Source organism: Streptomyces lunaelactis (assembly GCF_003054555.1).
GTDB lineage: Bacteria > Actinomycetota > Actinomycetes > Streptomycetales > Streptomycetaceae > Streptomyces > Streptomyces lunaelactis.
The window spans coordinates 8305891-8329696 of record NZ_CP026304.1 but is presented as its reverse complement, the minus strand read 5'-3'; the positions used below and the strand labels follow the sequence as shown (position 1 = coordinate 8329696).

Below are 23806 nucleotides of genomic sequence, written 5' to 3'. Positions count from 1 at the left end.
CTTCATCCGCGCTGCCTCAGTTCGGGGGCATCAGCCTGCGTGGACCGTCCCGGCGCGGGAGTGGCCGCACCGGCCCCGACCGCGGCGAAGGCACCTCGCCCGCGGCCTGGGCCACCTCGCCCTCGCTCGACTCCACATGCGTGGCGACGGGTTCGGCCCGCATCAGGTCCTCCACGGTGCATTCCAAGGCCGCGCAGATCATGTCGAGATCATCGAGCCGGACCGTCACCGGGTTCCCGCCCCACAGAGCCGAGGTCTTGCTGAGCGACGGCGAGAAGCCCACCGCCCGGAAAGCGGCCAGAAGCTCGGTGGGCCGCCAGATGTCCCGCTGGGCCGCGACCATGCGCAGGTTCCACTTCACCGCAGATTCCCCTGGTCCAGGAGCAACCGCTGCGCGGCCCGCTCCGACGATTGTCTCATCGCGTGTTCAGGATCGGCATGCACGGACGCCACGTACCGGACCGTCGTGGTCGCCCAGATGTGCCCCAACAATTTCTGGACCTCCCACAAGGACATGCCGCTCTCATAGTTGTGTGCCGCGCACGCGTGACGCAGCAGGTGCGGGAACAAATTGGTGACCGGCCCGCTGAGATAGTTCGCCCCGGCCGCCTTCAGCGCCCGGCGGAACGTGGAGGGCACCACCGCCGGGGCCACCGGCATGTTCAGCAGCGCCACTTGGTGCGGAACGCGTTCCGACGGCCACAGGGGCGCTGCCGGATGTTCCGGATCGTCGCGGAACATTCCGCGGACCTCTTCGACGAACCACCACAGGAGTTCCCGGCCTTCTTCGAACAGGTATGCCTCACGTTGCCGCGGTCCCGAACCTCGAGCCCCTTTGCCGTCGACCAGGAACCGGCCCCACTGTCCGGCTTCCCAGTGCACATCGGTGATCTTCGTGGTGCACAGCTCGGCGGCCCGCACCCCTGAGAGGTAGGCGTTCTTCGCCATCACGTAGTTCCGGCACGCCACCGCCTCCTTGCGCGCGGACGGCAAATCTGTGCGCCACCGGCGGAAGAACTCCTTCATCGCCGCCCGGGACGGCGGGAGCCGCAGCCCGAAGTCCCCGCGGTGACGCGGACGGTTGAACAGATCGACCGGCGACTCCACCAGCACCCCGAACCGGCGGCCGATCTCGCCCGCGTAGCGCTGCTCCAGGAAGGCGAAGTAGCCGTCGATCTGGTTCATCTTGGTGCGGATCGTGGAGCGGGCTCGTTTACCGGGGCCGGAGAAGTAGTGGTCCACATGGCGGGGCTGGAGTTGCCAGGGCACAAGCTGGAAGTACTCGCAGACCTCGATGACAGGCTTGATCAGCTGGTCGATTGTCCCCGGCATCAGTCCCGCAGCATCACGGGCCCACTGATACTCCGCCAGGGTGTCCACGAAGAAACCCTGCGGATCATCCGCGTCTATCTCGGCGGCACGTCGGTTTTGCAGCGCGACCACATCCGCGAGTCCCGGCTCCCCGCCGGACAGTCCTCGCGTTCCTTCGTGCTCCGTCGTGGACACCACGGTCAGGTGACGGGTACCGAAATCTGCCACGAGAACGCAGATTAGGGAACTTGCGCGTGGATTCTGCGAGTTACTGCGGGAATCCCACACAGACGAGGGAAGGCTCGAACAACTATCTCCTGCCTGCTGAAATGCATAGACACTGACTCAAGCGACCGCGCGGGAACCCGTTCCTACTCCATTTTCGTAGGCGGTGCGGGCCAGGGCTGCGGTGTGGCTGGTGGGTTCGGGCAGGCGGCGGGTGCGCACGGTGGTGGAACGGTCCGCGTACCGCACGGTCATGCTCAGCCTGCCGGACACCTGACGTTCCTTGCGCAGGCGCGCGCCGAGCTGTTCGGCGAGGGCGAGCACGGCCTGGCGGTGGCGGGCGGGGTCGAGTTCGTCGCGTGGAAGGCATGGTCGGCGCTGCAGGAGCGGGCAGGCGCCTGCGGGACAACGGGGCGATCATCCCGGCCGCGTGTTCCGTCGCTCGTTCGGAGGTGTTGCATTGACAACACCGCCGCCGACGGCGCCGTCGTCAGGTCGGGCGGTCCTTGGTGGTCCTGCGGGGTCGGCGGCCTTGACGGTGGTGTTGAGCTCACCGAGGTCGCCGACGAGTGCTCGGCGGCGTAGCCGATGTTGCGCCAGCACCACCAGGTGCCGAGCGCGTTGGCGGGCGTAGTGGCAACAGCGGGGCAGACCATGACAGTGTCCGCTCACAGGCGGGGGTGCGTTTCGTACATGCGGACCGCTACCACGAGGCCTGATGCGGCTGTGAGGGCGGCGATGGCCCAGATTGCGGTGGTCAGGCTGAAGGCGTCGGCGAGGACTCCGGCAAGGAGGGCGCCGACGGCGAATCCGCCGTCGCGCCACAGGCGGTAGACACCGACAGCGCGGGCGCGCCATGCGGGGTGGGCGACGTCGCCGATGACGGCGAGCAGGGTGGGGTAGACCAGGGCGGTGCCGACGCCGAGGAGGACTTGGGCGGTGGCCCACACGCCGAACGTTGTCCCGGCGGCGACGAGGGCGATGGCTGCGGCCTGCAGCAGCATCCCGGCGGTGATCAGGTGTTTGCGTCCGATGTGGTCGGACCACCAGCCGGTGAGCATCTGCCCGGCGCCCCAGACAGCGGGGTAGAGGGCGGCGAGGATGCCGATCTCGGCGATGGACAGGCCGTGGGCTGCGAAGAGCAGGGGGAAGATGCCCCAGGCGAGGGCATCGTTCAGGTTGTTGACCATACCGGCCTGGCTGGCGGCGGACAGGGCCTTGTCGCTCAGGCTGGTGAGGCGCGTGATCTGGCCGGTGGTCAGTTCCCCGTCGTGCTCGCTGCCGACAGGGGTGACGTGACGGGCGGCTTCGAAGCGGGCGTGGTCGCGGGTCTCGCGCACCGCCAGGGTGGACAGACCCAGGGCCAGGACGACGTAAGCGGCACCGAGCAGGAACGGCTCGGGGCGCAGTCCGGCGTGATCGGCGATGGCGCCGGTGGCCATGGCGGTTGCGGCGACGGCGACATAGCCGGCGGCCTCGTTGAAGCCCATGGCCAGGCCGCGTCGTTCGGGGCCGACGAGGTCGATTTTCATGATGACGGTGGTGGACCAGGTCAGGCCCTGGTTGATGCCGAGCAGGATGTTGGCGGCGATGATCCAGCCCCAGGTCGGCCCCCAGGCGAGCATGGCGGGTATTGGCAGGGCAATCAGCCAGCCGGCGATCAGAACCGGCTTGCGGCCGAAACGGTCCGACCAGGTGCCGGCGAAGAAGTTGGTGACGGCCTTGGTGGCGCCGAAGGCCAGGATGTAGGTCAGCGCGGAGGTGTAGGCGGACAAGTGGAAGACGTCGTCGGCGAGCAGCGGCAGGACGGTGCGCTCCTGGCCGAGCATGCCGCCGACCAGGGCGTTGACGGCGACGAGCAGGCTGAACTGGGCCAGATTGGCACGCAGTCCGAGACGTATGCCGGAGCTGGTCTCGTCGGTGGCGCGGGTGGTCACGTGGTCTCCTCCAGAGGACGGCCGGTGACCTTGGACCAGTCGCCCGGTCCGCCGTCGAGGACAGCGAGATCCCGGTGCCCGGCACGCTGCAGGAGGCTGGCAGCGGTCATGGCGCGTTCGCCGTGCCCGCAGTGGACCACCGCGCCGTCCGGCGCTTCATCGGTGCGTGCGACGAGTTCTCCGAGTTCGATGTGGACCGCGTCGGCGATGTGGCCGGTGGTGTGCTCGGCCCGCTGGCGTACGTCGAGGACCGGGCGACCGACAATCCGTTCGGCGGTGACCAGCGCGATGGTCTGCTGCGGTCCGCCGTCGGCGGTCCAGGCGGCCATGCCGCCGTCGAGGTGCCCGGCCAGCCGCTCGTATCCGATCTTCAGGGACTGCCAGGTGAGTTCGGCGAGGTCCTGTCCTGGGGCGGTGACGAAGACGAGCGGGACGTCGTCGGGGAGCAACCAGCCCAGCCAGGTGGCGAACTGGTCGCGCAACGGGATGGAGATGGCGCCGGGGATGTGGCCGGCGGCGAAGTCCGCGACGGGGCGTACGTCGACGAGCTGTGCGCCCTGGTCCAGCAGTTGGCGTGTCTCGGCCGTTGTGAGCGCGGCGAGCGTGGGAGCGGAGCCGATCACCGCGGGCCCGCGCCGGTTGATCTCGCCCAGGCGGTCGAAGTACGCCGGATAGGAGCCGAGGCTGCCGAGCAACTCCCGTACGAAGGCGTCCTCGTCGGGCGCGGCCAGCAGCAGGTTGGCCTGCTTCTGCGCGGCAATGGTGGTGGTGCGTTCCGCGCCTGGTGGGGCGGAGCAGAAGGATCCGGCGCCGTGCGTGGGCCACACCGCGGTCGCATCCGGCAGCTTGGCCAGGCGCTGCAGCGAGCGGTACTGGGCACGGGCCAGCTCCTCCGCTCGGTCTGCGCCGAGCAAGTCGGTGCGAGCGGCCGAGCCGACGATCAGCGAGCCGCCGGTGAAGACTCCGAGCTCGCGTGCTCCGTCCAGGAGCAGGAAGGACAGGTGCTCGTCGGTGTGGCCGGGGGTGGCCAGCGCGCGCAGGGTCAGTCCGCCGAGGTCGGTCTCGTCGCCGTCGCCGAGCGGGGTGTGCGGGAAGGCCCGGTTCCCGGCGGCGGAGGCGAGTACGGCCGCGCCGTCGTCAGCGGCCAGCTGCACCGCACCGGACAGGAAGTCGGCGTGCAGATGGGTGTCGGCGGCGAAGGCGACCGTGAGCCCGCGCCGCGCGGCAGCCGCGCGCAGGGCGCGCAGATCTCGGCTCGCGTCCACGGCCAGGGCCCGTCCGTCGCCGAGGTCGACGAGGTAGGCGCTGTTGCCCAGACCCTCATCGACCAGCGGTGTCAAGTGATCGTCGGCGAAGCCCATCGGATCCTCCAGGTGTCACGGCAGGTACAGGTCGCTTCAGCACCCACCCTTAGCTACAATATTCCATGGAACGATGGAGGATGCCATGGGAGACCCCGCACGCAAAGCCGCGCTGTACGACGCATTCGCGCGCACCGGCAAGGCGCTGAGCAGTGGAAAGCGCCTGGAACTGCTCGATCTGCTGGCCCAGGGCGAACGCACCGTCGATGCGCTCGCCAAGACCGCGGGGCTGAACCTGACCACCGCCTCGGCGCACCTGCAGACCCTCAAGCAGGCCGGACTCGTGGCCACCCGCCGCGAAGGCGTACGCATTCACTATCGGCTGGCCGGAGACGATGTCGCCGCCCTCTACGCGCTGCTGCGCCAGGTCGCCCAAGCCCACCAGACCGCCGTCGAACCCGCCCGCAGCGCCTACCTCGGCACGGACGACGCGGCCGAGGTCGACCGGGAAGACCTGCTCGCCCGCACGGCGGCAGGCGAGGTCGTCATCCTCGATGTGCGTCCGGCCGAGGAGTACGCGGCCGGGCACATCCCCGGCGCGCGCTCCATCCCGGTCGAGGAACTCGCCGAGCGCATCGCCGAGTTGCCGGAGGAGACCGAGGTGGTGACCTACTGCCGGGGCGCCTACTGCGTGCTGGCCTACGACGCGGTACGTCTGCTCCGTGAGAGCGGACGCGGGGCGGTGCGGCTCACCGACGGGATGCTGGAGTGGCGGCTGGCCGAGCTGCCCGTGGAGAGGGAGAGTGCCGCGTGATCCCCGCTCACCCGGGCCTGGCCGGCGGGGCGGTATACCTCGACTACAACTCCACCACCCCTGTCGACCCGCGGGTGGTCGAAGCGATGCGGCCGTACCTGGCGGACTGGTTCGGCAACCCCTCCAGCGACCATGCCTATGCGGCAGAGCCGAAGGCGGCCCTCCACCGCGCCCGGACCCGGGTGGCCGAGCTCATCGGCGTGGAGACGGGCGAGATCGTGTTCACCGGCCCCGGCTCGGAAGGGAACAACCTCGCCCTGCGCGGTGCCGTCCTGGCGGCGAAGGTTAAGCGCCCGCATGTGATCACGCAGGTCACCGAGCACCCGGCCGTCCGGGAGACCTGTCACGCCCTCGAACGACTGCATGGCACCGAGGTGACGTACCTGCCCGTCGACGGGGAGGGCCTGCTCGACCCGGCGGCGCTGGCCGCCGCACTCACTGAGCGAACCGTCCTGGTCTCGGTGATGGCCGCCAACAACGAGACCGGCGCCCTCCAGCCCATCGCCGACCTGGCCCGCATCACCCGCGCCCACGGGGCGCTCTTCCACTGCGACGCAGCCCAGGCCGCCGGAAAGATCCCGCTGGAAGTACGGGACTTGGGCGTCGACCTCATGACGATCGTCGGGCACAAGATGTACGCGCCCAAAGGCGTCAGCGCCCTGTACGTACGGCACGGCGTCACGCTCGAACCGCTGCTCTACGGCGGGGGCCAAGAGCACGGCCTGCGCGCGGGCACCGAGAACGTGGCGCTCGCCGTCGCGCTAGGCACCGCCGCACAGCTCGCCGCCACGGACCTGGCAAGCGGCGGCCCCGAACGCGTCGCCGGGCTGCGAGACCGCCTCCACGCCAGCCTGGTCGAGGCGCTGCCGGGCCGGGTGCACCTCAACGGCCCCGTGGAACCGCGTCTGCCCAACACCCTTAACATCAGCATCGACGGCGTCCGAGGCCACGAACTCCTCGCCGCTGTACCGGAGATCGCCGCCTCCACCGGCTCAGCCTGTCACAGCGGCACCCACACCCCCTCACCCGTCCTGCACGCGATGGGCCTGGACGACGCCCGCAGCCTGGGCGCTCTACGGCTGTCGATCGGCCGCTGGACCACGGCGCACGACATCGACCGCGCCGCCGAAGCTCTGATCACCGCCGCCCGCGAAGGTCTCGCATGACCGCCTCCGTCCGTCCAGGTCCGCCTCTGGTCGTCGACGGCTCGGGCCTGCTCTGCGTCACCCTGCTCCTGCGGCTCCGCAGCGAGATCGACGGCGCACTGCCGGGCACCGTCGTGCATGTGAAGGCCACCGATCCGGCCGCCCCGTTGGACCTGGCCGCCTGGTCCCACCTGACCGGCCACACCTACCTCGGCCCCGTTCCCGGGGACGGGATCGCCGCGACGTACGCGTTTGTCGTCGCCGAGTCCGCGCAGCGCACGGATCCAGGATCGCCATGGCGCCTGGACACCGTTGCGGGCGCAGGCGGGGACGGTGCAGGTCCGGCCATCGAGCAGACGCCAGTCCCCTGACCTGGCTTGGCCTGGCCTCCCGTCGTGGTGCAGAGGACGGTGGAGTCAGGACGGCATGTCGGGCAGGAGCCCCAGTTGCCCGAGGAATTCCATCTGGTCGAAGTAGAGCCGATAGCTGACGATCAATCCGCCCTCGACCGTGGCGAAGTCGCAGCCGCGCAACCTGACCTGTTTCTGGGTGGCAGGCAGTTTCTCTCCGGAGGGCAAGGCCAGCGGACCGGTGTTGCGACCGCTGAAGAATCCCTCGTCGATGGCCGTGTTGCCGACCTCCCAGGCGTAGACCGGCTCGTATCTGCCGTCCGGTATGGCCTCGGTGAACTGACGGAAGTACTCGCCGATGTTGTCCCGGCCGCGGATCTCGCCCTCGTCGGGCACGACAACAACCGCGTCGGCCGCGAAGAGCGCTGCGACCGCTGCGGGATCCTGGCCTGTGGTGAGTGCCTCGGTGAACCTATCCATGACCTCGCGCGCTTCTCCCATGAGCCACCTCCAGCATGGACACCGACATCTCCATCGTTGCCCCGTACTGGGAAGAGTGCGACCGCGAGAAGGCCGTCCCCCTGCCACGCTGGTGTCCCGCCCCACAAATCCGGGTATGCACGGCGATGACCGTCGCCACCGCTGGCTTGCTCAACCGTGATGGCCACAGATCCGGCTGCCCCGTGGGACCTGCCCGCCTGGCCCTTGACCGGCCACACCTACCTCGGCCCGTACCGGGCCACGACCAACCGGTGTTCGCACTGCGGCTCACCGCCGGCGCCCGCCTCACCCGGGGCAGACGCGCCGCGGCACCCGGTCACTGCGCATGACGGGCTGGCCAGTGTGTTCGTTGTGCCAGATCCTGGCCGTGAGTGCGAGGACGCGCTGCAGGACGCCGACCATGACACCGCCGGGGGTGCCGCCCTGGTGGCGTTCGAGCCGGTCTGAGCTGCGTGGCCAGGAATGACCATCCCAGTCCACAATGGATTTGGTGAACATGCGCGACGCGGCGTCCACCTCCGCACGCCCAGCGTCGAATCGTCGAACGACACGACACCAAACGAGGAGGGTCCCATGACTGCTCGGGTAAGAGGTCGCCGTCGCCCGTGCGGGTGTCGCCGCGATCGGGGGCGCCGGTGCCGGCGACGTCCTGTGACTTGACGGCCTGCACCTGGCGGTCCGGGACGACGTAGGCCACGTCCGGATCGGCCCGGAATCGGTCCATGAGAACGGCGACGTCCTTGGCCGGCTGTACTCCGCCGAGGTCCACCAGCGCCGCTCCCGTGCCCAGACGGCGGTCGTACGACAGCTTCTCGCCGGCCTGTGCGGCAATGGCCTGGGTGTCCTCGCGCACCGCCTTGTCCGAATGCGCTTGGGGCGCCTTCGGCTTGTAGCCGACGATCAGGCCGCCGGTCTGCTGAGCCGCCGTCGCCGCGGACTTCGGCGAAGCGAGGGCGGCGCCGGCCCGGGACTCGGAGGATTCCTCCCCGGCCATGGCGGTGGCCACGGCGCCGATGCCGAGGAGCGTGCTGCCCAGTGCAGCGGCGACGAGTATTCGTGCCCGCCTGGGTTTTCGGTGTTGGTTCACTGCGTGCCTCTCGCGTGGACCGGATTCGGGCAGGCCGAACGCCGGGTCGTGTGAAGGTGATGTCCGCCTGAGCCGGCTGCCGGCCGCCCGGTGCGGTCGGGCCTCCGCCGTTACCGACGGACAGGGGATGGCCGCGACCGCACTGGGTGGGTGTGTCCCGCCCTGCGTCGACAGGGGCCGTGAACACACGCGCCGCGCCCTGTCTTCCGTGGCGCACACTGCCCGCTGGATCCTGCAGGCACCGTGCGGCCCCCGGGGACAGCGAGTCCGGCGGTGCTTCGAACTTAGTGCCTGCGCACGGGAGTTACCTATGCGCAGCGGCAAAACACGGGTACGTACTTAACTGCGCGGACTGCGGGGCGGAGAGCTCTCCGGGGCAGGTCGCGTGCGCCCTGGCAGGGCGTCGACCCGTCGCCCGACCAGGATCTTTGAGGGGCCACCTGCGGGAGATCCTTCTTCGCCGGAGCACCCACCGTGAAGGCGATCCGCCACGGATCGCTGTCGCGGCCCCGGTGGTACAGGCTCCAGCGCATACTCACCTGGTTGGTGAACTCGCCCCCGATGTTGTGGCTGGAGGTCTGCTGGGCTCCCAAGATCCAGTCGCCTGAACTCCCAGCAGGCTTGGTCCAGGCGTGCACGGCCGGATCGACGTCCGGACGGTTCGTCGGGTCTTGACTCGGATCGTCCTTGCCGCGCTCCTTGATGTTGTCGATCGTTGCGAGTGTCCGGTCCAGCCATGGGCCTTCATGGACCTTCCGCCAGTAGGCCGGGCTGAGACTGTCGCTGTCGTCCTTCGCGTCCAGGTCCTTCAGGACCCTGCGTGCCTCGTCGGTCGACATCGGTGGCTTCGCTTTCGCGGATGGGGTGCTGTTCGCGTTCTTCCTGTCGCCTGAGTTGGCGTCGCATGCGACGGCCCCGAGCAGCAGGGTCGCTATGACCAGCGCAGAACGCTTCATCCCAAACCTCTGTCAGCCGTCAGCAGGTACGTCCTTGATCCTGCCGCAGAGGCCAAGCCCAGGGTGGGGGGTTTCCGAAAGTCAATTCCGTTGCTCGGCAGCAGGGGACCCAACCCGGCGAGTCGCCTCCGGCGAGACGACCCATGGGGTCGGCTGTGCCGGCACGCTGCAATCGCCCAGCTGCGGGCCGAGGGCCACGAGATCAGCGATGAGGATGTCGCCCGCCTGTCCCCGCTGAAGTTCAAGAACCTCAACGTCCTGGGCCGCTATAGCTTCACGCCCTCCACCCCGCCCCAGGGCCTGCGCCCGCTGCGCGACCCGGACGCCCCCGAGCTCGACGAGGACGACGACGGCAGCGGGGACGAGTGGACAGCCCCGGAAGCCGGATCGGCCCCGGTGCCGTCCCACGGGGGGAGGGCGGCACCGGGGCCGACGGTTCAATCACCCTAGCTGGATTGCTCACCGGTCCTGGGAGAGTTTGTACAGCTCGGCGAAGATTCCGCCCGCGTCCAGGAGCGCCTCGAAGGTGTCGGACTCGGCGACTTCCGCCGACTGCGTATCCGGTGGGAAATCCGCGCCGCCATCCACCAGGCCTTCCTCACCCTCGGCTGCGCAATCATCTGCTGGCGAGGCCTCAAAGAATCAGTGCTGATCTGAGCCCTCAGCCCGAACCGGCGACCAGTGCCTCGCCGAGCGGGGTGCGCCGGTAGAGCACCGACCGTCCGGACCGGGCGCGGACGAGCAGCCCCGCGCCTCGCAGGATGGCGAGGTGGTCGCCTACCGCGCCGGGTGCCATGGCGAGGCTTCGGGCGAGGTGGCTGGTACTGGCCGGGGCGTCCAGCGCCAACAGCAGCCGGGCTCGGGCCCGGCCGACCAGAGCGGTCAGCGCGTCCGGTTGGGGGACGGTCTCCTGTTCGCCCCACAGGGCGGCGGTGCCGCGGGCTGGATAGACCAAGGTCCTGGGCCAGGGGTCTTCCAGGTGGGCGGCGATATGCCCGACGAAGACCGAAGGGATCAGCAGGAGCCCGTCGCCGGCGAGGCGGACTGTTCCGCCTCGGAAGAAGCCGATCTCGATACCGCCGGCGCGCCAGGCGACGCCCGGGTGCAGGCTCTCGATGGTCGTGGCCCATCCGTGTTCGCCGATCACCCCCACCCGGTGCACGACATCGCGCTCACAGATCGCGCGCAGTTGCGGCCAGTCCGCGGCGAGCAGCTCGTGCCACGCCTGGTCCATCGCCTCGGCGATCCTGGAGACGGCGTCCGTCGAGTCCAGCACTGCGCGTACGCGGGGATCACGGGCGGACGGGCCGGTCGCAGTGGTGGCGAATTCGTGGCGGGCCGCTTCCAGCGGTGTGGCCCGGATCATGGCCAGGTCGTCAGCCCAGGTCTGGTTGAGGCCGCGCGGGGGCGGGGCGACGAAGTTCGGTCCGCCTTGCGGGGTCTGCAGGGCGAGGACGGCGTTCAGTTCGGTCTCGCGGCGAAGCCGTTCAAAGGCCGGCATGAGCCGGGTGGCCCAGGCTCGCGGCAGCGGCTGGCCTTGGCCGGCGAGCGAGCGCAGCAGTAGGCAGAGGTCCAGCGCGGGCGACAGCGCGAAGCGGCTGCGCAGCAGGTCCTCGACGGAGACTTCGAAGCGCAGCACCCTGCCATGCTACCGCGCGACGTCTGTTCCGATTCGTCCAGCGACGAATCATTGGTGAGTGGCGTGGGCACACGGCGAGGCTGGGCGTCATGACCCCACCCGCCGAACCCGCGCAGGTCAACCACCGTGCCACCTACCGGGAGGTGCTGGCCGAGCCGCGATTCCGGCTGCTCTTCTCAACCCGCACCGTCGCGATCACTGCGGACGCGATGCGGATCACCACGTTCTCGGTGCTGGTCTTCTCGGCTACCGGCTCCGCGCTGCTGAGCGCACTGGCCTTCGGCATCGGCTTCATCCCGCAGCTGTTCGGCTCGCTGCTGCTGGGCTCACTGGCCGACCAACTGCCGCCCCGCGCGCTCATCACCGGCGGCTACGCCTTGACGTGCGCCGCCGCCCTGCTGATCGCCCTGGTGCGGATGCCGGTCGCGGCAAGCCTCGGTGTCGTGGCGCTGGTCGCCCTCGCCACACCGGTGTTCAGCGGCGCGTCGAGTCGGCTGGTCGCGCAGTGCCTGGAGGGCGATGCCTATGTACTGGGCCGTTCACTGAACAACATCGCCTCCTCCGGCGCGCAATTGTTCGGTCTGGCGCTGGGAGGTGCGGTCGTCGCGGTACTCGGCCCGCACCGGGCGCTCGCGGTAAGCGCCGCCCTTTACCTCGGCTGCGCGCTCGCTATCCGCATCCGGCTACCCCGGCTGCAGCTGGAAGAGTCCGGCGGCACACCCGGCGGCGCTCGGGGCGATGGCGGGGCCGTCCGGGCAAGCCTGCACGGTGCCGGCCTGCTGCTGCGCGGACGCACGGTGCGACGACTGATGCTGGCCCAGTGGCTCCCGCCAGCGTTCATAGCGGGCGCGGAAGGCCTGGTCGTCGCCTACGCCGGAGGACGCCACTTCGCGCCCGGCTGGTACGCGGTGCTGATGGGCTGCCTGCCGGTCGGCATGCTCGTCGGTGACCTGCTGGTGGGCCGACTCCTCCAGCCACCCACCCGGGAGCGACTGGTAGTCCCGTTGATCGCGCTGATGGGACTGCCGCTGCTCGGCTTCGCCGCCGAACCCGGAGTGGGCGTCTCGTCCTGTCTGCTGCTGCTCTGCGGCTTCGGATTCGCCTACGGTCTCGGCCTGCAACGGCCGTTCCTGGACGCCCTGCCGCAGGATGGCCAGGGCCAGGCCTTCGGTCTGCTCGGCTCCGGCGGCATGACGCTGCAAGGCGTCGGGCCGGCCTGCTTCGGCTCGGTGGCCGCAGGCATCGGAACAGGCGGCGCAATCGCCCTGGCAGGCGGCGCGGCGGCACTTACCGCCGGCTGGCTTCTCACCTGGCACCAGCCCACCTCCCCGGTCCCCGTCCCGAACTACTCAACTGCATCAGAGAACCGCACCGAACAGCATGCGTGTAGCTCTCCTGCGCAGTAACCGTCGCAGCTCAGGTCGGCCGCGAGCCGTCACGCACCCCACCCCCACCACCATGCCTCTCTGACTGACAGTCATTCCACCAATCGGAATCAGCCGGAGAGCCGGCCCGGGGAATCGGTTCTCACAAACGGTCGTTTATGAGAATGACTCAATGCCTCATCCCCGGCGTAGATCGCGCTGGATCTGGTGAGCGATGGAGCGTGTACCGATGCTGACGCGGTGGTGGTCTTCGCGCGGGAAGGGCGGGGCCGCGGCTGATCTCGTCGTACGCCGATTGTCAGAGGCTGCTGGCAGTATCGCCGCCGTGAACGTCATCCGTACCACCCCACCACGGCCGTTCGACGTGGCCGCGGTCTTCCCTCAACTGGCCCCGCTGGCACGCACGACGACCCGGCTGCATCCCCGCCCCGGTTCTCCGTCGCCGTACGACAGTTCGGTCGGCGGGCCGCTGCTGTGGCCCGCCAGGCAGCCATGGCTGTACTGCGACAAGTGGCACGAGGGTCCGGTCTCCCCCCTTCTGCCAGTGGCCCAGCTGTACGCGCGCGACGTGCCCCTGCTGCGGCCGCCCGGACGGACCGATCTGCTCCAGGTGCTGTGGTGTCCCTCTGAGCACCCGCCGGAGCACAAGCCTACGACCGAGCTGTTCTGGCGAACCGCCGCCGACGTCACCCACGTCCTCGCCTCGCCGCCCAAACCGACCGAGGCGCAGTACGGCTACACGCCGGAGCCGTGCGTGCTCGCACCGGAGCAAGTCACCGAGTACCCCAACTTTCTGGAGTTGGGCAAGGAGTTGCAGCAGCAGCTGAGTGACTGGAGCGCGTGGCAGGCGGCCGGCGTCGAGATAGATGATTCCTATGAGGCCGCTCCGGAGGAGTTCTACTCCGACGAGCTGTCCGTCGCCCCCGGATGGAAGGTCGGTGGCTGGCCGCCGTGGGGCCTCACCGATCCCATCGCCCGGTTCTGCATCAACTGTGGCGCCGCGATGAGCCCGTTGCTGACCATCGCCTCGGATGAATGTCGTGACTACAGAAGGGGTTGGGTCCCGTACGAGGACCAGGCCATCGCCGTGATCGACAACGACAACGTGTCGAACCCGCCCGGTATCCAGGTCTCCGACGCGAATAATCTGCAGCTCTACTCCTGCCCGAAGTGCTATACGCATACCGACCTGATCCAATAGGCCATTGCTGGAGTCCCCGCGACGGCTGGGGCGTGCGGCTCTTCCAATAGCCCGGCCACTCAGCATGTTGCCCGGGACGCTGAAGCGTCCCGGCAACATCGTCTTGACCACGGCTCCGGCCAGGATCGGTAGTCCGGGTGTCACGCTGGGGTCGCGGCTGCCTCATCGTGCGGGGTGCGTGGGCCGGGCACCGTCGCCCGGATGGACAGGTCCAGGTCGAGGCGGCTGTTCATGTCCAGCTCGAACCGGCCGTAGATCTCCTTATCTGGACACCTTCGAGTGACGCCTGAACCGGCGCCGTGGCCGTGGAGGTACAGGTCTCGTTGGGCCATCCGAGTGCAGGCTGGGGGAGGCCGGAGTGCGGGTGGTCAAGGAACGCGATGGCGGTGTCGTACGGCGAGTCCGGTTGGTCGACGTCGACGGCGAACACGTCACGGCGGCCTGCCGGTTCCTGGATCACCTGGTTGACCGGGGCTTCTCGCCGCACACGATCTGCGCGTACGCGTACGACCTGCGGCGCCTGTTCACCTTCTTCGCCGCCGAGGGCATGGACTGGCGCGAGTTCCGGGGTCCGGATGCCTTGCGGCTGCTGGCGTTCCTGCGGCGGGCGCCCTCGCGCCGACCGGCCCAGCGGCTCGGCCTGACGGTCGTGGTCGGCGGTCCGGAGGCGCCGGGCAGTCTGCTCGCGCCGGCGACGGTGAACCGGATCTTGGCGGCAGTTGCCAGCTTCTACGACTGGGCGGTGGTCGCCGAGGAGTACAACGGCGACTCCCCGATGCAGAAGCGCCTTGACCCGGCACTTGCCCGCGTGCCGGACCGGCATCAGCCGTTCATGGGCCGCGCGAGTCGTCAGCAGCCGATGCGCCGCACGGCGACGGTCAAGCAGCCGCGGCGGCTGCCGCGCCCCGTGGACGAAGCGGTGCTGGAGCAGTTCATCGGCAGCTTGAAGCGGTTGCGGGACCTGGCGGTGTTTTTGCTGATGTTGGATGGCGGGCTGCGGCCGGGCGAGGTGCTGTCACTGCACGTGGACGACATCTCTTATGGCCGACGTCGGGTGACGGTCCGCAAGCGCGACGACCATCCGCGCGGGGTCCGCGGCAAGTCCCGCACCGAGCGGGTCGTGGACCTGCACGAGCCTCGCACCCTGGACGCGGTCAGCCGCTACGTGATGCACGAGCGCCCGCTCGACGCGACCAGCCCGTTCGTGTTCCTCGTTGGAGGGAAGGGCACCCGCCGCCTGGAGCCGCTGGGCTACGACGCGGTGGTGCGGCTGTTCGCACGGCGGCTGGACAAGCTCGGCCTGCGCACGCCGGAGACCACTCCCCACGCGCTGCGGCACACCCACGCCACTGCGATGTGGGAGGGCGGGATGCGGGAGCTGTCGCTGCAGAAGCGATTGGGGCACGCATCGCCGGAGTCGACGAAGGTTTACACCCGTGTCTCCGACGAGGCCGTACTGGCCGACTACACCCGCGCCCTGGAGGGCAACCGGTGACCGCGCTGGCCCTGGCGCCGGCCTCGGAACCGGACCGCCGCCGGTGCCATGCGTCGAGGGAGGAGTACTTCGCCTGGGTCCGGGCGACGTTCGCGGATGCTCCGGCGTCGATCAAGTCGCGTCGCTACTTCTATAACCGCTTCCTCAAGCACTGGCCGGACTTGGAGGACTGGTTCGCCGAGCCCCTGCTGGTCCGCCTGGACCTGCACGGACGCCTCGCGCATGAGCCCGGCAAACGCACCGGGCCGTCCCACGACGCAGGCCCCTACCTCGCCTACCTCTCGCTGGTGCACGGCCTCCGACTGGACGCCGACTACGTCCTCAGCCGGAACTTCGACAGCCTGTTCGTCCCCAAAGTCGCCGTCGGTCTCGGGCTGGACCTGGATCTGCTCGATTCGCTCTCTGCCCGCATGCTCCAGCTCGGCTATGCGCCTGTCAGCGGCCGGTCCGTCCTCACCTGGACCTTCACCCGCCTTGTCCTGATGCGAGGAGACCCCAATCTGCGCGCGATCCGGCTCGACGACCTCACCGCGCTTGCCGAAGAGATCAAGCGCTACTGCGCCCGGCCGGAGGCCGGGTTCGTGCGAGCCAGCCACGTCTCCAACGCACGCCGCCGCATGCCCATGGACCAGCTCGCCACGATTTACCAGAAGGCGTGCCTAACCAGGCTGCACGGCGTCCATGTGCTGCTGTTCAACATCGGGCAGGTCCCCGAGCCGCCGTTCCACGGCCTTAAGACCGCCGAACTCTGGCGAACCGAACTCACCCCTCCCGAGACGCCGTCGGCGCTCGCCGTCCCGGTGACGCGCTGGCTGTCGGGACGGTTGCAAACCAGCGACCGCGCGGAGTCGGTCCGCCACTCACGCGACGCCTTCCGCTACTTCCTGCGCTGGCTCGCCCAGAGCCACCCCGACATCGATGCGATGACCGAGCTGGAGCGCCGGCACGTCGAGGGCTTCATGGCCCATCTGCACGAGCACGTCAACGCCCGGACCGGACGGCCGCTGACCGCGCGGTCCCGCTACACCTACCTCAGCCCGCTGCTTCAGTTCTTCCGTGAGACCAGCCAATGGGGCTGGAGCGACGTCCCGGGCCGGCCCCTGCTTGGCCGCTCGGACATGCCTAAACTCCCGTCCGCGCTGCCGCGGTTCATCCCCCGGGCCGAGCTGGACCGCCTCATGCAGGCGGTTGAGGGACTCGAAGACCCGCACCAACGAGCTGCTCTGCTTCTGCTGCGCTGGAGCGGTGCCCGGCGCGGGGAGATCGCACGGCTGACTCTGGACTGCCTGGACGCCTACCCCGACGGCTACCCGCGGCTGCGAGTCCCGGTCGGCAAGACCTACACCGAGCGCATGGTCCCGCTGCATCCCCAGGCGGCGGACGCGCTGCGCGAACTGATCGACGCGGCCAAGGCCGCGAACGCCGCAGCCCGCCACGACGCATGGGCCCAGCGGTCGGTCCGCTACGTGTTCATGCGGCGGGGCAAGCCCATGGGCCGTCACTTCCTTTACGAGGACGCCCTGGAGATCGCCTGTCACAAGGCCGGTCTCGTCGACGGCGACGGCAATCCCACCGTGACCGCCCACCGGTTTCGCCACACGGTCGGCACCCAGCTCGCCGAGGGCGGAGCCCAGATTCAGACGATCATGGCGATCCTCGGGCACCGCAACGCGCAGATGTCGGCGACGTACTCCCACATCAGCGACCCCGTCCTGAAGGAGCAGTACGAGAAGGTCATCGCCGCTGGCGGACGGATCGCGGGCCCGGCCGCGGAGGAACTGCTGACCAGCAGGATCGGTGAGGACACCCTGAACTGGCTCAAGACCAACTTCTTCAAGACCGAGCTCGAACTCGGCCACTGCCTGCGGGCACCCGCCGAAGGGCCATGCGTTTGCGACCTCTACCTCCGCTGTTCGAAGTTCCTCACCACGAGCGAGTACGCACCGCGCCTGCGAGCCCGGCTCGCGCGTGAACAGCAGCTCGCCCAGGACGCCGTCGGACGCGGCTGGCCCCGCGAGGTCGAACGGCACAACGCCATCGCCGAACGGATCCGAAGCCTCCCCCGCCGATCTCGGAGAGAGCGCCGAGTCCGGCCCTGACGATCACTGCTGAGCGGTTGATTTCGGCAGCCTGAACGAGATCCCCGACGGATACTTGTCGGATGGATGGATCAAGGGCTTCTTGGGTCAACACCACGCATGATTGGGCCGGCATCGTGGACGCGGACCATCTCGGTCAGATCCGCCAGGAGTCTGCAGAGAGTTCGCTCCGGGCGGGCCGGGACACCTTGTTCTTGAGATCGTTGCTTATGCCGCTGACGAGGCAGCGAGCCGGGGCGGCGGACGGTGTGTGGTCACGCTGCATACCGACGGCTCCGTGTCGGTGAAGGATGACGGACGGGGCACCGACACTCGGGCCGACGAACATGGCCGGGTGGTGAAGAAGCCGGTCATGGCCACGAAGGACCTTCGGTTCTTCGACCTCCCGGAGGCGGAACGGCTTCCGGATGGACATCCGCGTCGCGGCATGTCCGTCGTCGCAGCGCTCAGCGAGTGGCTGATTCATACCAACCGCCGTCTCAACGGATCCTGGAGCCAGCGCTATGAGCACGGCGTCCCGGTGACCGACCTGGAGCCCGTCGAGGCCGACGGGACCACGGGGACCTGCGTCCGCTTCCTGCCGGACGAAGCCCTGCGTTCGCGGTGGTCGTTGACCGCGGGTCATCTGGCGCGGTGGTCCGAGCACTGGCCCGACCTGACTGTCCGCCTCAAGGATCAGCGCGACGGCGGGGACCGGTCAGGTCGGTGACCACGGGGCGTCACGACCGAGCTGCACCGGGGAGAGCGGCCCGGTCGGCTCCCGACCCGCGGTCCTGGTGCTCGGCCTCGGCGGCCTGGAGGCGGTAGGAGTCGGAGCCAGTCTCGATCAGGGTGCATCTGAAGTTGAGCCGGTCCCGCGCACGGAAATTCGTCCAGATAAGGGTTCAGGTGGGACCAGAACAGCGCGGTGAGCCCGCGCCGGTCCTCGTCCGAGAGCTTCTTCGCCCAGGCCGGTTCGGCGAGGACCTGCTGAAGCAGCAGCGTGTTTACGTGCACGAGCGCGGACTGGAGCAGGTGCAGGGCGAGCATCGAGGTCTCGGTGTGCTCCTTGTCCGGGCCGGTGAGCGCGCCGTCCTTGCCGTAGTGGAGCACGATGTTCGCGCTGTTCCAGTTCTCCACGACCTGGAGCCCGCCGTGGATCTCCCGGCGCAGGCCGGGGGTGGCGAGGTAGTCGCAGGCGAAGACCGTACGGACCGCGCGGCCGAGTTCTTCGAGCGCGGCGTAGGTGGGGTGCTTGGGCCCGCCGCGGGTGAAGCGCCGCAGCACCTGCTCCGCCTCCGCCGTCCCCAGGCGGAGCGCGGTGGCGTACTTGACCATCTGGTCGTACTGCTGCTCGATCAGGTCCCACTTGATGGCCCTGGTCAGCGAACCACCGAGCGCCGGCCAGCCGGGCGGGGAGTCGTCAGGCCGGTACAGGCGGATGCTGCCGATGTTCTTCAACCGGGGCAGCAGACGGAAGTTGAGTAGCTCGGTGAAGGCGAACCCGACGACGGACGCGCCGTGGGTGTCGACGTAGTTCGACTCGATCTCGGCGTCCGTGCAGTGCCGCAGCAGGCCCTCGATCATCGCCGCGACCTCGGACGACGAACAGGACTTCAGCTGCGAGTAGATGCAGACGTTCTTCCGCTCCACGTGCCAGTAGATCATCACGCCGTTGCCGCCATAGCGGGCGTGGTACTCGGTCATGAAGTTCGAGGACCAGGACCCGAACTTCTTCGAGTCCGAGGCACACGCGTTTCCCTGCCCCCACCAGTCGGTGTCGCGGGCGGAGAAGGTGGCGTTGACCAGCCGGGTGACGGCGGCGCGGAGGTTGTCGACGGTGATGAAGTGCCGACGGATATGGCGCAGAGCGGCCTCACTCTCGCCGTGCTCGCCGGTCGCGACGATCGCGCGGATGCCCATGTTGGTGCCCTCGCTTATCTTGAGTTCTGACACGCCTCGACCGGATGACCTGCGACGATGCGATGAGGCCAGCGTCCGAGAGGCAGCTGACAAGGCTGTCCTGCGGCCGTGTCAGCACGGGCCGATCGTTGCCGAACCGCGATCTCGGCGGCCGGCTGCCGGGACGTGGCGGGCTCTGGTATCTCGGGTTGGACGGAGGTGGGAGGCATGTGTGGCAACGTGCAGGAATCACGCATGTGCCTCACAGGTATCTGAGGGTTCGTCAGGCAAAATTGGGGGGGCCATGGTCATTGCGAGTGGTTGCCGATGGCATTGGGCGAGCACGTGTCGGTGCCAGCCGTTCTGGGTAGACCGGGCACATGCGTGGGGGGCAGATCCGAATAAGACAGTTTCTGTTGGCCGTCGGCGTCCTTATCGCGGTGGCATTCCTATGGTGGGTGGCGCTCGGACCTCTGACATGGCTGATTGCTGGCGATACCGTACGGGAGATCACCAACACCAAGGATCGGGCCGCAGCGGTAAGCGACGTTCGGCAGTCCATCATCCAGTCAGCCGCAGGCATTGGGGCTGTGGGGGCACTGGTGTTCGCCGCCCGTAATTTTCTTTTGGCGCGTGAGGGACAGGTCACCGACCGCTACACGAAAGCGATCGGGCAACTGGCCTCGGAAAAAGGAGACGAACGCATAGGCGGCATCTATGCGCTAGAAAGGATCATGACTGACTCTGCTCGCGATCATTATACGATCGTGGAAGTCCTCGCTGCGTTTGTGCGAGAACACGCGCAACCACCCACCGGCGCAGACGAAGCCGACCCACGTGTGCCAGCGGACGTGCAGGCGGCATTGACGGTGCTGGGCAGGCGGCCGAGGCGGCCAGAGCTGGAATTGAGACCGATCAACCTCATCGGTACCTGGCTTCGTAAGGCGGACCTTCGTGGCGCGGATCTTGAGGGAAGTGTTCTCTGCCGGGCCAATCTCCATGGAGCAGACCTGATCAGGACAAGATTGCAAGGAGCGCATCTCGATGGCGCTGATCTCAGAGATGTGAAAGGTCTAACAAGGGGGCAGTTGACGAATGTGAGGGGCCTCGAAGACCCTCGCACATTCTTGCCCTCCTATCTGTAGTACTGATCTCAGCCAGCATGGGTTCATGATCCAGCGGAGCCTCTTTTTCAACACTGCGTGAGATCAGATAGTTTCGTTTGGATCACGGTCGATGCTGGTACGTAGTGCGCCAGTTTCGGCAGGGGGCTCGAACGGGAGTCCAGGAAGTGGTTGGGTTGAACCGTTCCTGGACTGCCGATTCGATCGGCGTGCCTCACATATCTGCACCTTGGTCAACGCTCTAACTTGCTGGAAGTCCCACCAACTGCAGATAACCTCTGCAGCCGGGCGGCTCGCAGGTCGCCGAGTGCGCGGGCGAGTTGCCGCCGGAGCTGGCGGTTCTCCTCAGCGAGGCGGCGGTTGCGCTCGTTGGCAGCCTCCAGCCGTCGAAGGAGTGAGGCGTCGGAGGCCCGCGGTTGGACCGGAACCGGGGCGGCGGAAGCGCATCGCTGCTCGGTCCGCAGCCGTTCGATCTCGGCCCGCAGGTCGGGCTGGGTGTAGAGCCAGGACCGCGAGACGCCGGCCGCACGGGCGACGGCGTCGAAGGTGACGGCCATGCCCGCGGCCTCGATCTCGCGCAGGGCCTGGATCGCTCTGGCCCGGGTGTGCTCGTGGCGGTTGCGAGCCGCGGCGACGATGTGGCGGGAGTTGTCAGCCCGCATCGGCCACCTCCGTGCCGCCGGGTGCCTCGTCGGCCTCCAGCGCGGTGATGATCCGGTCGAGGTTGCCCAGGACCTGCTGGTTCATTTCGACGACGCGGAGCTGGCCGCGGGCCTCGGCCGCCGAGACGATCTGCAGCAACTGTCCGCGCTGCTGCCGGTGCTGAGGCAGGAACTCCGGGGTCGTCACGAACATCGGACAAGTCAGACAGGCTTCTCTGAACTACTTCAGACCCCGCCCCTACTACCTCTCCTGATGGCTTTGACAGTGTGGGTCAGCCGAGCAAGGTGAAGAGCACCTCGTCGACTTCCTCGCCTCGCCCGTTCGCGTAATCCCGCTCGCTGCCGGTGACCACGAATCCGTACTTCTTCAGGACCTGGATGGAGCCGACGTTGTCCGCAGCCACGCGGGCGTGCAGTGGACGCTCCGGTGCGACGCCGAGCAGCTCTCGCAGCGCGGCGGTAGCAGCTCCTCGGCCCCAGTATTGCCGCCCGATCCAGTACGTGACCTCGCGTTCCTCGGGCGGGCCGAACACGGCAGCGTGACCGACGACTTCACCGCTATCGCCGACGATGGTGCGCGCTATGACCGCTGGATCTTGGCGGATCCGTGCCCAGTGGGCCTGGAAGTGGGCGCGATCTGATGGGTCCTTGGCGGTGAACGCCGCCATCCGGATCCCCTCCGGATCGTTCATCTGAGCGAAGAAGACGGGCAGGTCAGAGTCGCTTACTTCCCGCAGCATGACCTTCATTGGAGCCTCCTGACTACCAAGTTTGGACGATTCAGCGTTCATGGGGCGGTCATCCTGCCAGGCGCCAGTGACAGAGCACCGTCAGAGATCAGGTCGGTTGGGTGGGCGGACGGATGCTCCACGGTGCGACCGGCGATCTCGCGGAATTCCGGCATGCCAAGGTGGATGACCCGGTTGCGGGACGCTTCCGCGTCGAGCTGGGCCGGCTACATGGAGCTGGACCGCAGGGGCGCTGAGCTGCTGTTCCAGGTTCTGACCGAGCGGGAGGAGAAGAACAGCGTCGCGATCGCCTCCAACGAATCGTTCGGTAAAGCGCACATGTTCCGGCGAACCTGTGCCAGGCCGCACCGAACCATCCAGGTTCGGTCAGGCTCAGGTGTTCTCCAGGCGGCGGCTCTTGTGCCATGCCTCTGTGAGGGGTCTGACCGAGATACGGGTCGGAGGGGCGCTGAGTTGATCTTGAAGCTCTGAGAGCCCCCGTCCCGTCACCCGTTCGGCTCAGTGTCGTTGGTCGTGATGTTGTTGTCGTCTGGGCACTGGGCGGGATTGTGACCTCGATCGAGCGGGCATCACGCATTCAAGTTCAGCAGGGACTTAATTCTCCGTTTCGTATTATTGATCAGAAACTCATTGGGTTCACTCGTCGAGGACGTAGCGGACATGTCGACCGCCGAAGTATCCGCTCTCCGGCGCCTCCCGCCTCAGCGGCAAGGAACTCCCCGAGGTCGGCAGCTGGACGTTCTTCGCCCTGGGCCTTGGAGGCCGTCGTCGTCCACGAGTGAGACGGCCCCCCTCCCCGAGTCTGGGCGAGAGGCTCGCTCAGCGCGTGAGTGCGCCCCACGTCTGAGGGCCGACGATGCCGTCGACGGTGATGGCGAGGCGGGTTTGGAACTTGCGGACGTGCTGCTCCGTGACGGGGCCGAACCTCCCGTCGACCGCGAGGGCCTGGAGGTCCGGCACGTGGGCGTTCAGGAGGCGTTGGAGCTTGCGGACCGCGGGGCCGCGCGAGCCGTTGCTCAGGGTCGGTGTCCCGGACGCGTCCTCCTCCGCTCGCTCACCGCCCGTCAGCATGCCCCAGGTCTCAGGACCACGACACCGTCGATCTCGATGTCGACACGACGCTGGTACTCGCGGACGCGTTCGTCCGTGACGGGGCCGAAGTCGCCGTCGACGTCCAGGGGTCCGAGGTCCGGCACGTGGGCGTTCAGGAGGCGCTGGAGCTTCTCCACCGCCACTCCTGCGAGCCCGTGCTCAGTGTGGGCGTGCCGATGCCGTCGCCCGCGGGCGTGACGCCGCCTCCGCCCGGGGCGCCAGACGGCTGTACGTCCAGGTACAGCGCGTACACCCCCAGGTCTCCGTCACCGTCCGTACCGCTGCAGATGACCATGTCCGTGAACTGCAGTGTGTGCGGATCGTTGGGGCGCTGCCGTATCTGGCGCCGGCTGTTCGCATCCAGCAGCTTGTCCTTCGGGATGAAGACAGCCGCCGGGTTGAACGGGTCGTCGGCGAGGCCGAGGAGGTCGCTCGCGATATCGACCAGGCCTACGACCAGGAAGTCGATGAAGGGTTTGGCGAGGGCGGCGCCCGCCGGACTCGTGGCGGCGGCGACGGCCGCCGTCGCCGCGGTGGAGATGGCCTGGGCGACGGCCTGCTTCCCCTGCTCGATGTCACCGGAGTCGTGCTGCACGAGCGCGAGGGACACGCTGAGGTCCTGTGCCGGTCCGGAGTACAGCAGGCGCTGGGCGCTGAAGATCCTCAGCTCTGGAGGCCCGAACGTCAGCGTGCCAGCGTCGGGGAACTTCACCGCCGGCTGCGGCGTCATTCCGGCGATCAGCTGAACGCTGCCGAAGATGTCGTCTTTCTTCTCTTGCCTGACACGGCATTCAAGCCCTGTCCACACGACCTTCACGTCAGCCATGGCTCATCAGGTCCCTGAACTCGGGG

General features: G+C 68.4%; 26 protein-coding genes and 3 pseudogenes. 12 read left to right on the top strand and 17 right to left on the bottom strand.

The features are described 5' to 3' along the window. Nucleotides 1–16: 16 nt before the first annotated feature. From SLUN_RS38085 to SLUN_RS38065, 5 genes are all read right to left on the bottom strand, one after another. The gene (locus SLUN_RS38085; RefSeq protein WP_108154383.1) at nt 17–361 is read right to left on the bottom strand and encodes a helix-turn-helix domain-containing protein; all 345 of its coding nucleotides are present in this window, start codon (nt 359–361) and stop codon (nt 17–19) included. Beyond that, nucleotides 358–1515 (bottom strand): tyrosine-type recombinase/integrase, encoded by a 1158-nt coding sequence (locus SLUN_RS38080; RefSeq protein WP_175313548.1) that lies wholly within the window; start codon nt 1513–1515, stop codon nt 358–360. Before SLUN_RS38080 ends, SLUN_RS38085 begins: the two co-directional genes overlap by 4 nt. Nucleotides 1516–1656: 141 nt before the next feature. Next, nucleotides 1657–1860 carry a DinB/UmuC family translesion DNA polymerase gene (locus SLUN_RS42535; RefSeq protein WP_371413894.1) on the bottom strand — a complete coding sequence of 68 codons (204 nt, stop codon included), beginning with the start codon at nt 1858–1860 and terminating at the stop codon, nt 1657–1659. Nucleotides 1861–2204: 344 nt separating this feature from the next. Continuing rightward, nucleotides 2205–3473, bottom strand: a complete 1269-nt coding sequence (locus SLUN_RS38070) for an MFS transporter (RefSeq protein WP_108154382.1) — start codon at nt 3471–3473, stop codon at nt 2205–2207. Then, the gene (locus SLUN_RS38065; RefSeq protein ID WP_108154381.1) at nt 3470–4834 is read right to left on the bottom strand and encodes an MBL fold metallo-hydrolase; all 1365 of its coding nucleotides are present in this window, start codon (nt 4832–4834) and stop codon (nt 3470–3472) included. The genes SLUN_RS38070 and SLUN_RS38065 overlap by 4 nt, the downstream gene beginning before the upstream one ends. Before the next feature lie 85 nt (nt 4835–4919). Here SLUN_RS38065 and SLUN_RS38060 point away from each other — a divergent pair, with 85 nt between their 5' ends. The 3 genes from SLUN_RS38060 to SLUN_RS38050 are packed head-to-tail and all read left to right on the top strand — an operon-like array spanning nt 4920 to nt 7104. After that, nucleotides 4920–5588 carry an ArsR/SmtB family transcription factor gene (locus SLUN_RS38060; RefSeq protein WP_108154380.1) on the top strand — a complete coding sequence of 223 codons (669 nt, stop codon included), beginning with the start codon at nt 4920–4922 and terminating at the stop codon, nt 5586–5588. Beyond that, the gene (locus tag SLUN_RS38055; RefSeq protein ID WP_257153885.1) at nt 5585–6754 is read left to right on the top strand and encodes a cysteine desulfurase family protein; all 1170 of its coding nucleotides are present in this window, start codon (nt 5585–5587) and stop codon (nt 6752–6754) included. Before SLUN_RS38060 ends, SLUN_RS38055 begins: the two co-directional genes overlap by 4 nt. Then, a complete protein-coding gene (locus SLUN_RS38050; RefSeq protein ID WP_108154379.1) occupies nt 6751–7104 on the top strand; it encodes a sulfurtransferase TusA family protein in 354 nt (117 codons plus the stop codon). Before SLUN_RS38055 ends, SLUN_RS38050 begins: the two co-directional genes overlap by 4 nt. A 45-nt stretch (nt 7105–7149) precedes the next feature. Here SLUN_RS38050 and SLUN_RS38045 read toward each other — a convergent pair whose 3' ends face one another. The 3 genes from SLUN_RS38045 to SLUN_RS38030 form a co-directional block, all read right to left on the bottom strand. Next, nucleotides 7150–7584, bottom strand: coding sequence for an ester cyclase (locus SLUN_RS38045; RefSeq protein ID WP_108154378.1), 435 nt, complete (start codon nt 7582–7584; stop codon nt 7150–7152). Nucleotides 7585–7900: 316 nt separating this feature from the next. Continuing rightward, nucleotides 7901–8590 carry a hypothetical protein gene (locus tag SLUN_RS39785; RefSeq protein WP_159100440.1) on the bottom strand — a complete coding sequence of 230 codons (690 nt, stop codon included), beginning with the start codon at nt 8588–8590 and terminating at the stop codon, nt 7901–7903. A gap of 389 nt (nt 8591–8979) precedes the next feature. Further along, entirely contained in the window at nt 8980–9627 is a 648-nt protein-coding gene (locus tag SLUN_RS38030) for a hypothetical protein (protein WP_108154376.1), read from the bottom strand. A gap of 165 nt (nt 9628–9792) precedes the next feature. Here SLUN_RS38030 and SLUN_RS42530 point away from each other — a divergent pair. Beyond that, a pseudogene (locus tag SLUN_RS42530) lies at nt 9793–9984 on the top strand (Tn3 family transposase); the annotation flags it as partial. A gap of 102 nt (nt 9985–10086) precedes the next feature. On the opposite strand, the gene SLUN_RS41920 reads toward SLUN_RS42530, so the two are convergent. Continuing rightward, a complete protein-coding gene (locus SLUN_RS41920; protein WP_170146641.1) occupies nt 10087–10215 on the bottom strand; it encodes an ABC transporter ATP-binding protein in 129 nt (42 codons plus the stop codon). Here SLUN_RS41920 and SLUN_RS41915 point away from each other — a divergent pair. Then, nucleotides 10162–10284: pseudogene (locus SLUN_RS41915) on the top strand (IS5/IS1182 family transposase); the annotation flags it as partial. The gene SLUN_RS41920 and the pseudogene SLUN_RS41915 sit on opposite strands and share 54 nt — an antisense overlap. A 4-nt stretch (nt 10285–10288) precedes the next feature. Here SLUN_RS41915 and SLUN_RS38020 read toward each other — a convergent pair. Beyond that, the gene (locus tag SLUN_RS38020) at nt 10289–11266 is read right to left on the bottom strand and encodes a winged helix-turn-helix domain-containing protein (protein WP_108154375.1); all 978 of its coding nucleotides are present in this window, start codon (nt 11264–11266) and stop codon (nt 10289–10291) included. A gap of 89 nt (nt 11267–11355) precedes the next feature. On the opposite strand from SLUN_RS38020, the gene SLUN_RS38015 reads away from it, so the two are divergent. The 5 genes from SLUN_RS38015 to SLUN_RS37995 all read left to right on the top strand — a co-directional run bounded on the left by SLUN_RS38015 (nt 11356) and on the right by SLUN_RS37995 (nt 18155). Next, nucleotides 11356–12672: an MFS transporter gene (locus SLUN_RS38015; RefSeq protein ID WP_108154374.1), complete on the top strand. Its 1317-nt coding sequence runs from the start codon at nt 11356–11358 to the stop codon at nt 12670–12672. Nucleotides 12673–12976: 304 nt separating this feature from the next. Beyond that, nucleotides 12977–13852, top strand: coding sequence for a hypothetical protein (locus SLUN_RS38010; protein ID WP_108154373.1), 876 nt, complete (start codon nt 12977–12979; stop codon nt 13850–13852). A 358-nt stretch (nt 13853–14210) separates the two neighbouring features. Beyond that, nucleotides 14211–15347: a tyrosine-type recombinase/integrase gene (locus tag SLUN_RS38005; RefSeq protein WP_257153884.1), complete on the top strand. Its 1137-nt coding sequence runs from the start codon at nt 14211–14213 to the stop codon at nt 15345–15347. Continuing rightward, entirely contained in the window at nt 15344–17446 is a 2103-nt protein-coding gene (locus tag SLUN_RS38000; protein WP_218929506.1) for a tyrosine-type recombinase/integrase, read from the top strand. The genes SLUN_RS38005 and SLUN_RS38000 overlap by 4 nt, the downstream gene beginning before the upstream one ends. 277 nt (nt 17447–17723) lie before the next feature. Then, nucleotides 17724–18155: a hypothetical protein gene (locus SLUN_RS37995; protein ID WP_371413893.1), complete on the top strand. Its 432-nt coding sequence runs from the start codon at nt 17724–17726 to the stop codon at nt 18153–18155. On the opposite strand, the gene SLUN_RS37990 is transcribed toward SLUN_RS37995, so the two are convergent. Beyond that, nucleotides 18122–19381, bottom strand: coding sequence for a Tn3 family transposase (locus SLUN_RS37990; RefSeq protein ID WP_257153883.1), 1260 nt, complete (start codon nt 19379–19381; stop codon nt 18122–18124). The genes SLUN_RS37995 and SLUN_RS37990 overlap by 34 nt on opposite strands. Before the next feature lie 326 nt (nt 19382–19707). Between SLUN_RS37990 and SLUN_RS37985 the strand changes: the two genes are divergently transcribed. Then, nucleotides 19708–20472 carry a pentapeptide repeat-containing protein gene (locus SLUN_RS37985; protein WP_108154372.1) on the top strand — a complete coding sequence of 255 codons (765 nt, stop codon included), beginning with the start codon at nt 19708–19710 and terminating at the stop codon, nt 20470–20472. Between the two features lie 212 nt (nt 20473–20684). Here the strand turns inward: SLUN_RS37985 and SLUN_RS37980 are convergent, their stop codons facing one another. The 3 genes from SLUN_RS37980 to SLUN_RS37970 all read right to left on the bottom strand — a co-directional run bounded on the left by SLUN_RS37980 (nt 20685) and on the right by SLUN_RS37970 (nt 21862). Further along, nucleotides 20685–21113: a DUF6262 family protein gene (locus SLUN_RS37980; protein ID WP_108154371.1), complete on the bottom strand. Its 429-nt coding sequence runs from the start codon at nt 21111–21113 to the stop codon at nt 20685–20687. Further along, nucleotides 21103–21306, bottom strand: coding sequence for an integrase (locus SLUN_RS37975; RefSeq protein ID WP_108154370.1), 204 nt, complete (start codon nt 21304–21306; stop codon nt 21103–21105). The genes SLUN_RS37980 and SLUN_RS37975 overlap by 11 nt, the downstream gene beginning before the upstream one ends. A gap of 79 nt (nt 21307–21385) precedes the next feature. After that, nucleotides 21386–21862, bottom strand: coding sequence for a GNAT family N-acetyltransferase (locus tag SLUN_RS37970; protein ID WP_108154369.1), 477 nt, complete (start codon nt 21860–21862; stop codon nt 21386–21388). Nucleotides 21863–22066: 204 nt separating this feature from the next. Here SLUN_RS37970 and SLUN_RS40585 point away from each other — a divergent pair. Next, a pseudogene (locus tag SLUN_RS40585) lies at nt 22067–22168 on the top strand (ATP-binding protein); the annotation flags it as partial. 513 nt (nt 22169–22681) lie between these two features. Here the strand turns inward: SLUN_RS40585 and SLUN_RS37960 are convergent. Genes SLUN_RS37960 through SLUN_RS37950 form a run of 3 tightly spaced genes read right to left on the bottom strand, consistent with a single transcriptional unit; the run spans nt 22682 to nt 23780 of the window. Continuing rightward, on the bottom strand, nt 22682–22933 hold the full coding sequence (locus tag SLUN_RS37960; RefSeq protein ID WP_108154368.1) for a peptidoglycan-binding domain-containing protein: 252 nt from the start codon (nt 22931–22933) through the stop codon (nt 22682–22684). Continuing rightward, nucleotides 22927–23091, bottom strand: a complete 165-nt coding sequence (locus tag SLUN_RS37955; RefSeq protein WP_159100439.1) for a peptidoglycan-binding domain-containing protein — start codon at nt 23089–23091, stop codon at nt 22927–22929. The genes SLUN_RS37960 and SLUN_RS37955 overlap by 7 nt, the downstream gene beginning before the upstream one ends. Further along, entirely contained in the window at nt 23067–23780 is a 714-nt protein-coding gene (locus tag SLUN_RS37950) for a hypothetical protein (RefSeq protein WP_108154366.1), read from the bottom strand. The genes SLUN_RS37955 and SLUN_RS37950 overlap by 25 nt, the downstream gene beginning before the upstream one ends. Nucleotides 23781–23806 lie beyond the last annotated feature (26 nt).

Bases quoted from the DNA above. Each gene is read 5' to 3' on its own strand.
- SLUN_RS37950 (WP_108154366.1), bottom strand. From the start codon at position 23,780: ATGGCTGACGTGAAGGTCGTGTGGACAGGGCTTGAATGCCGTGTCAGG.
- SLUN_RS37970 (WP_108154369.1), bottom strand. From the start codon at position 21,862: ATGAAGGTCATGCTGCGGGAAGTAAGCGACTCTGACCTGCCCGTCTTC.
- SLUN_RS37960 (WP_108154368.1), bottom strand. From the start codon at position 22,933: ATGCTGACGGGCGGTGAGCGAGCGGAGGAGGACGCGTCCGGGACACCG.
- SLUN_RS38065 (WP_108154381.1), bottom strand. From the start codon at position 4,834: ATGGGCTTCGCCGACGATCACTTGACACCGCTGGTCGATGAGGGTCTG.
- SLUN_RS38030 (WP_108154376.1), bottom strand. From the start codon at position 9,627: ATGAAGCGTTCTGCGCTGGTCATAGCGACCCTGCTGCTCGGGGCCGTC.
- SLUN_RS38050 (WP_108154379.1), top strand. From the start codon at position 6,751: ATGACCGCCTCCGTCCGTCCAGGTCCGCCTCTGGTCGTCGACGGCTCG.
- SLUN_RS37980 (WP_108154371.1), bottom strand. From the start codon at position 21,113: ATGCGGGCTGACAACTCCCGCCACATCGTCGCCGCGGCTCGCAACCGC.
- SLUN_RS38060 (WP_108154380.1), top strand. From the start codon at position 4,920: ATGGGAGACCCCGCACGCAAAGCCGCGCTGTACGACGCATTCGCGCGC.
- SLUN_RS37975 (WP_108154370.1), bottom strand. From the start codon at position 21,306: ATGTTCGTGACGACCCCGGAGTTCCTGCCTCAGCACCGGCAGCAGCGC.
- SLUN_RS38015 (WP_108154374.1), top strand. From the start codon at position 11,356: ATGACCCCACCCGCCGAACCCGCGCAGGTCAACCACCGTGCCACCTAC.
- SLUN_RS37985 (WP_108154372.1), top strand. From the start codon at position 19,708: ATGCGTGGGGGGCAGATCCGAATAAGACAGTTTCTGTTGGCCGTCGGC.
- SLUN_RS38045 (WP_108154378.1), bottom strand. From the start codon at position 7,584: ATGGGAGAAGCGCGCGAGGTCATGGATAGGTTCACCGAGGCACTCACC.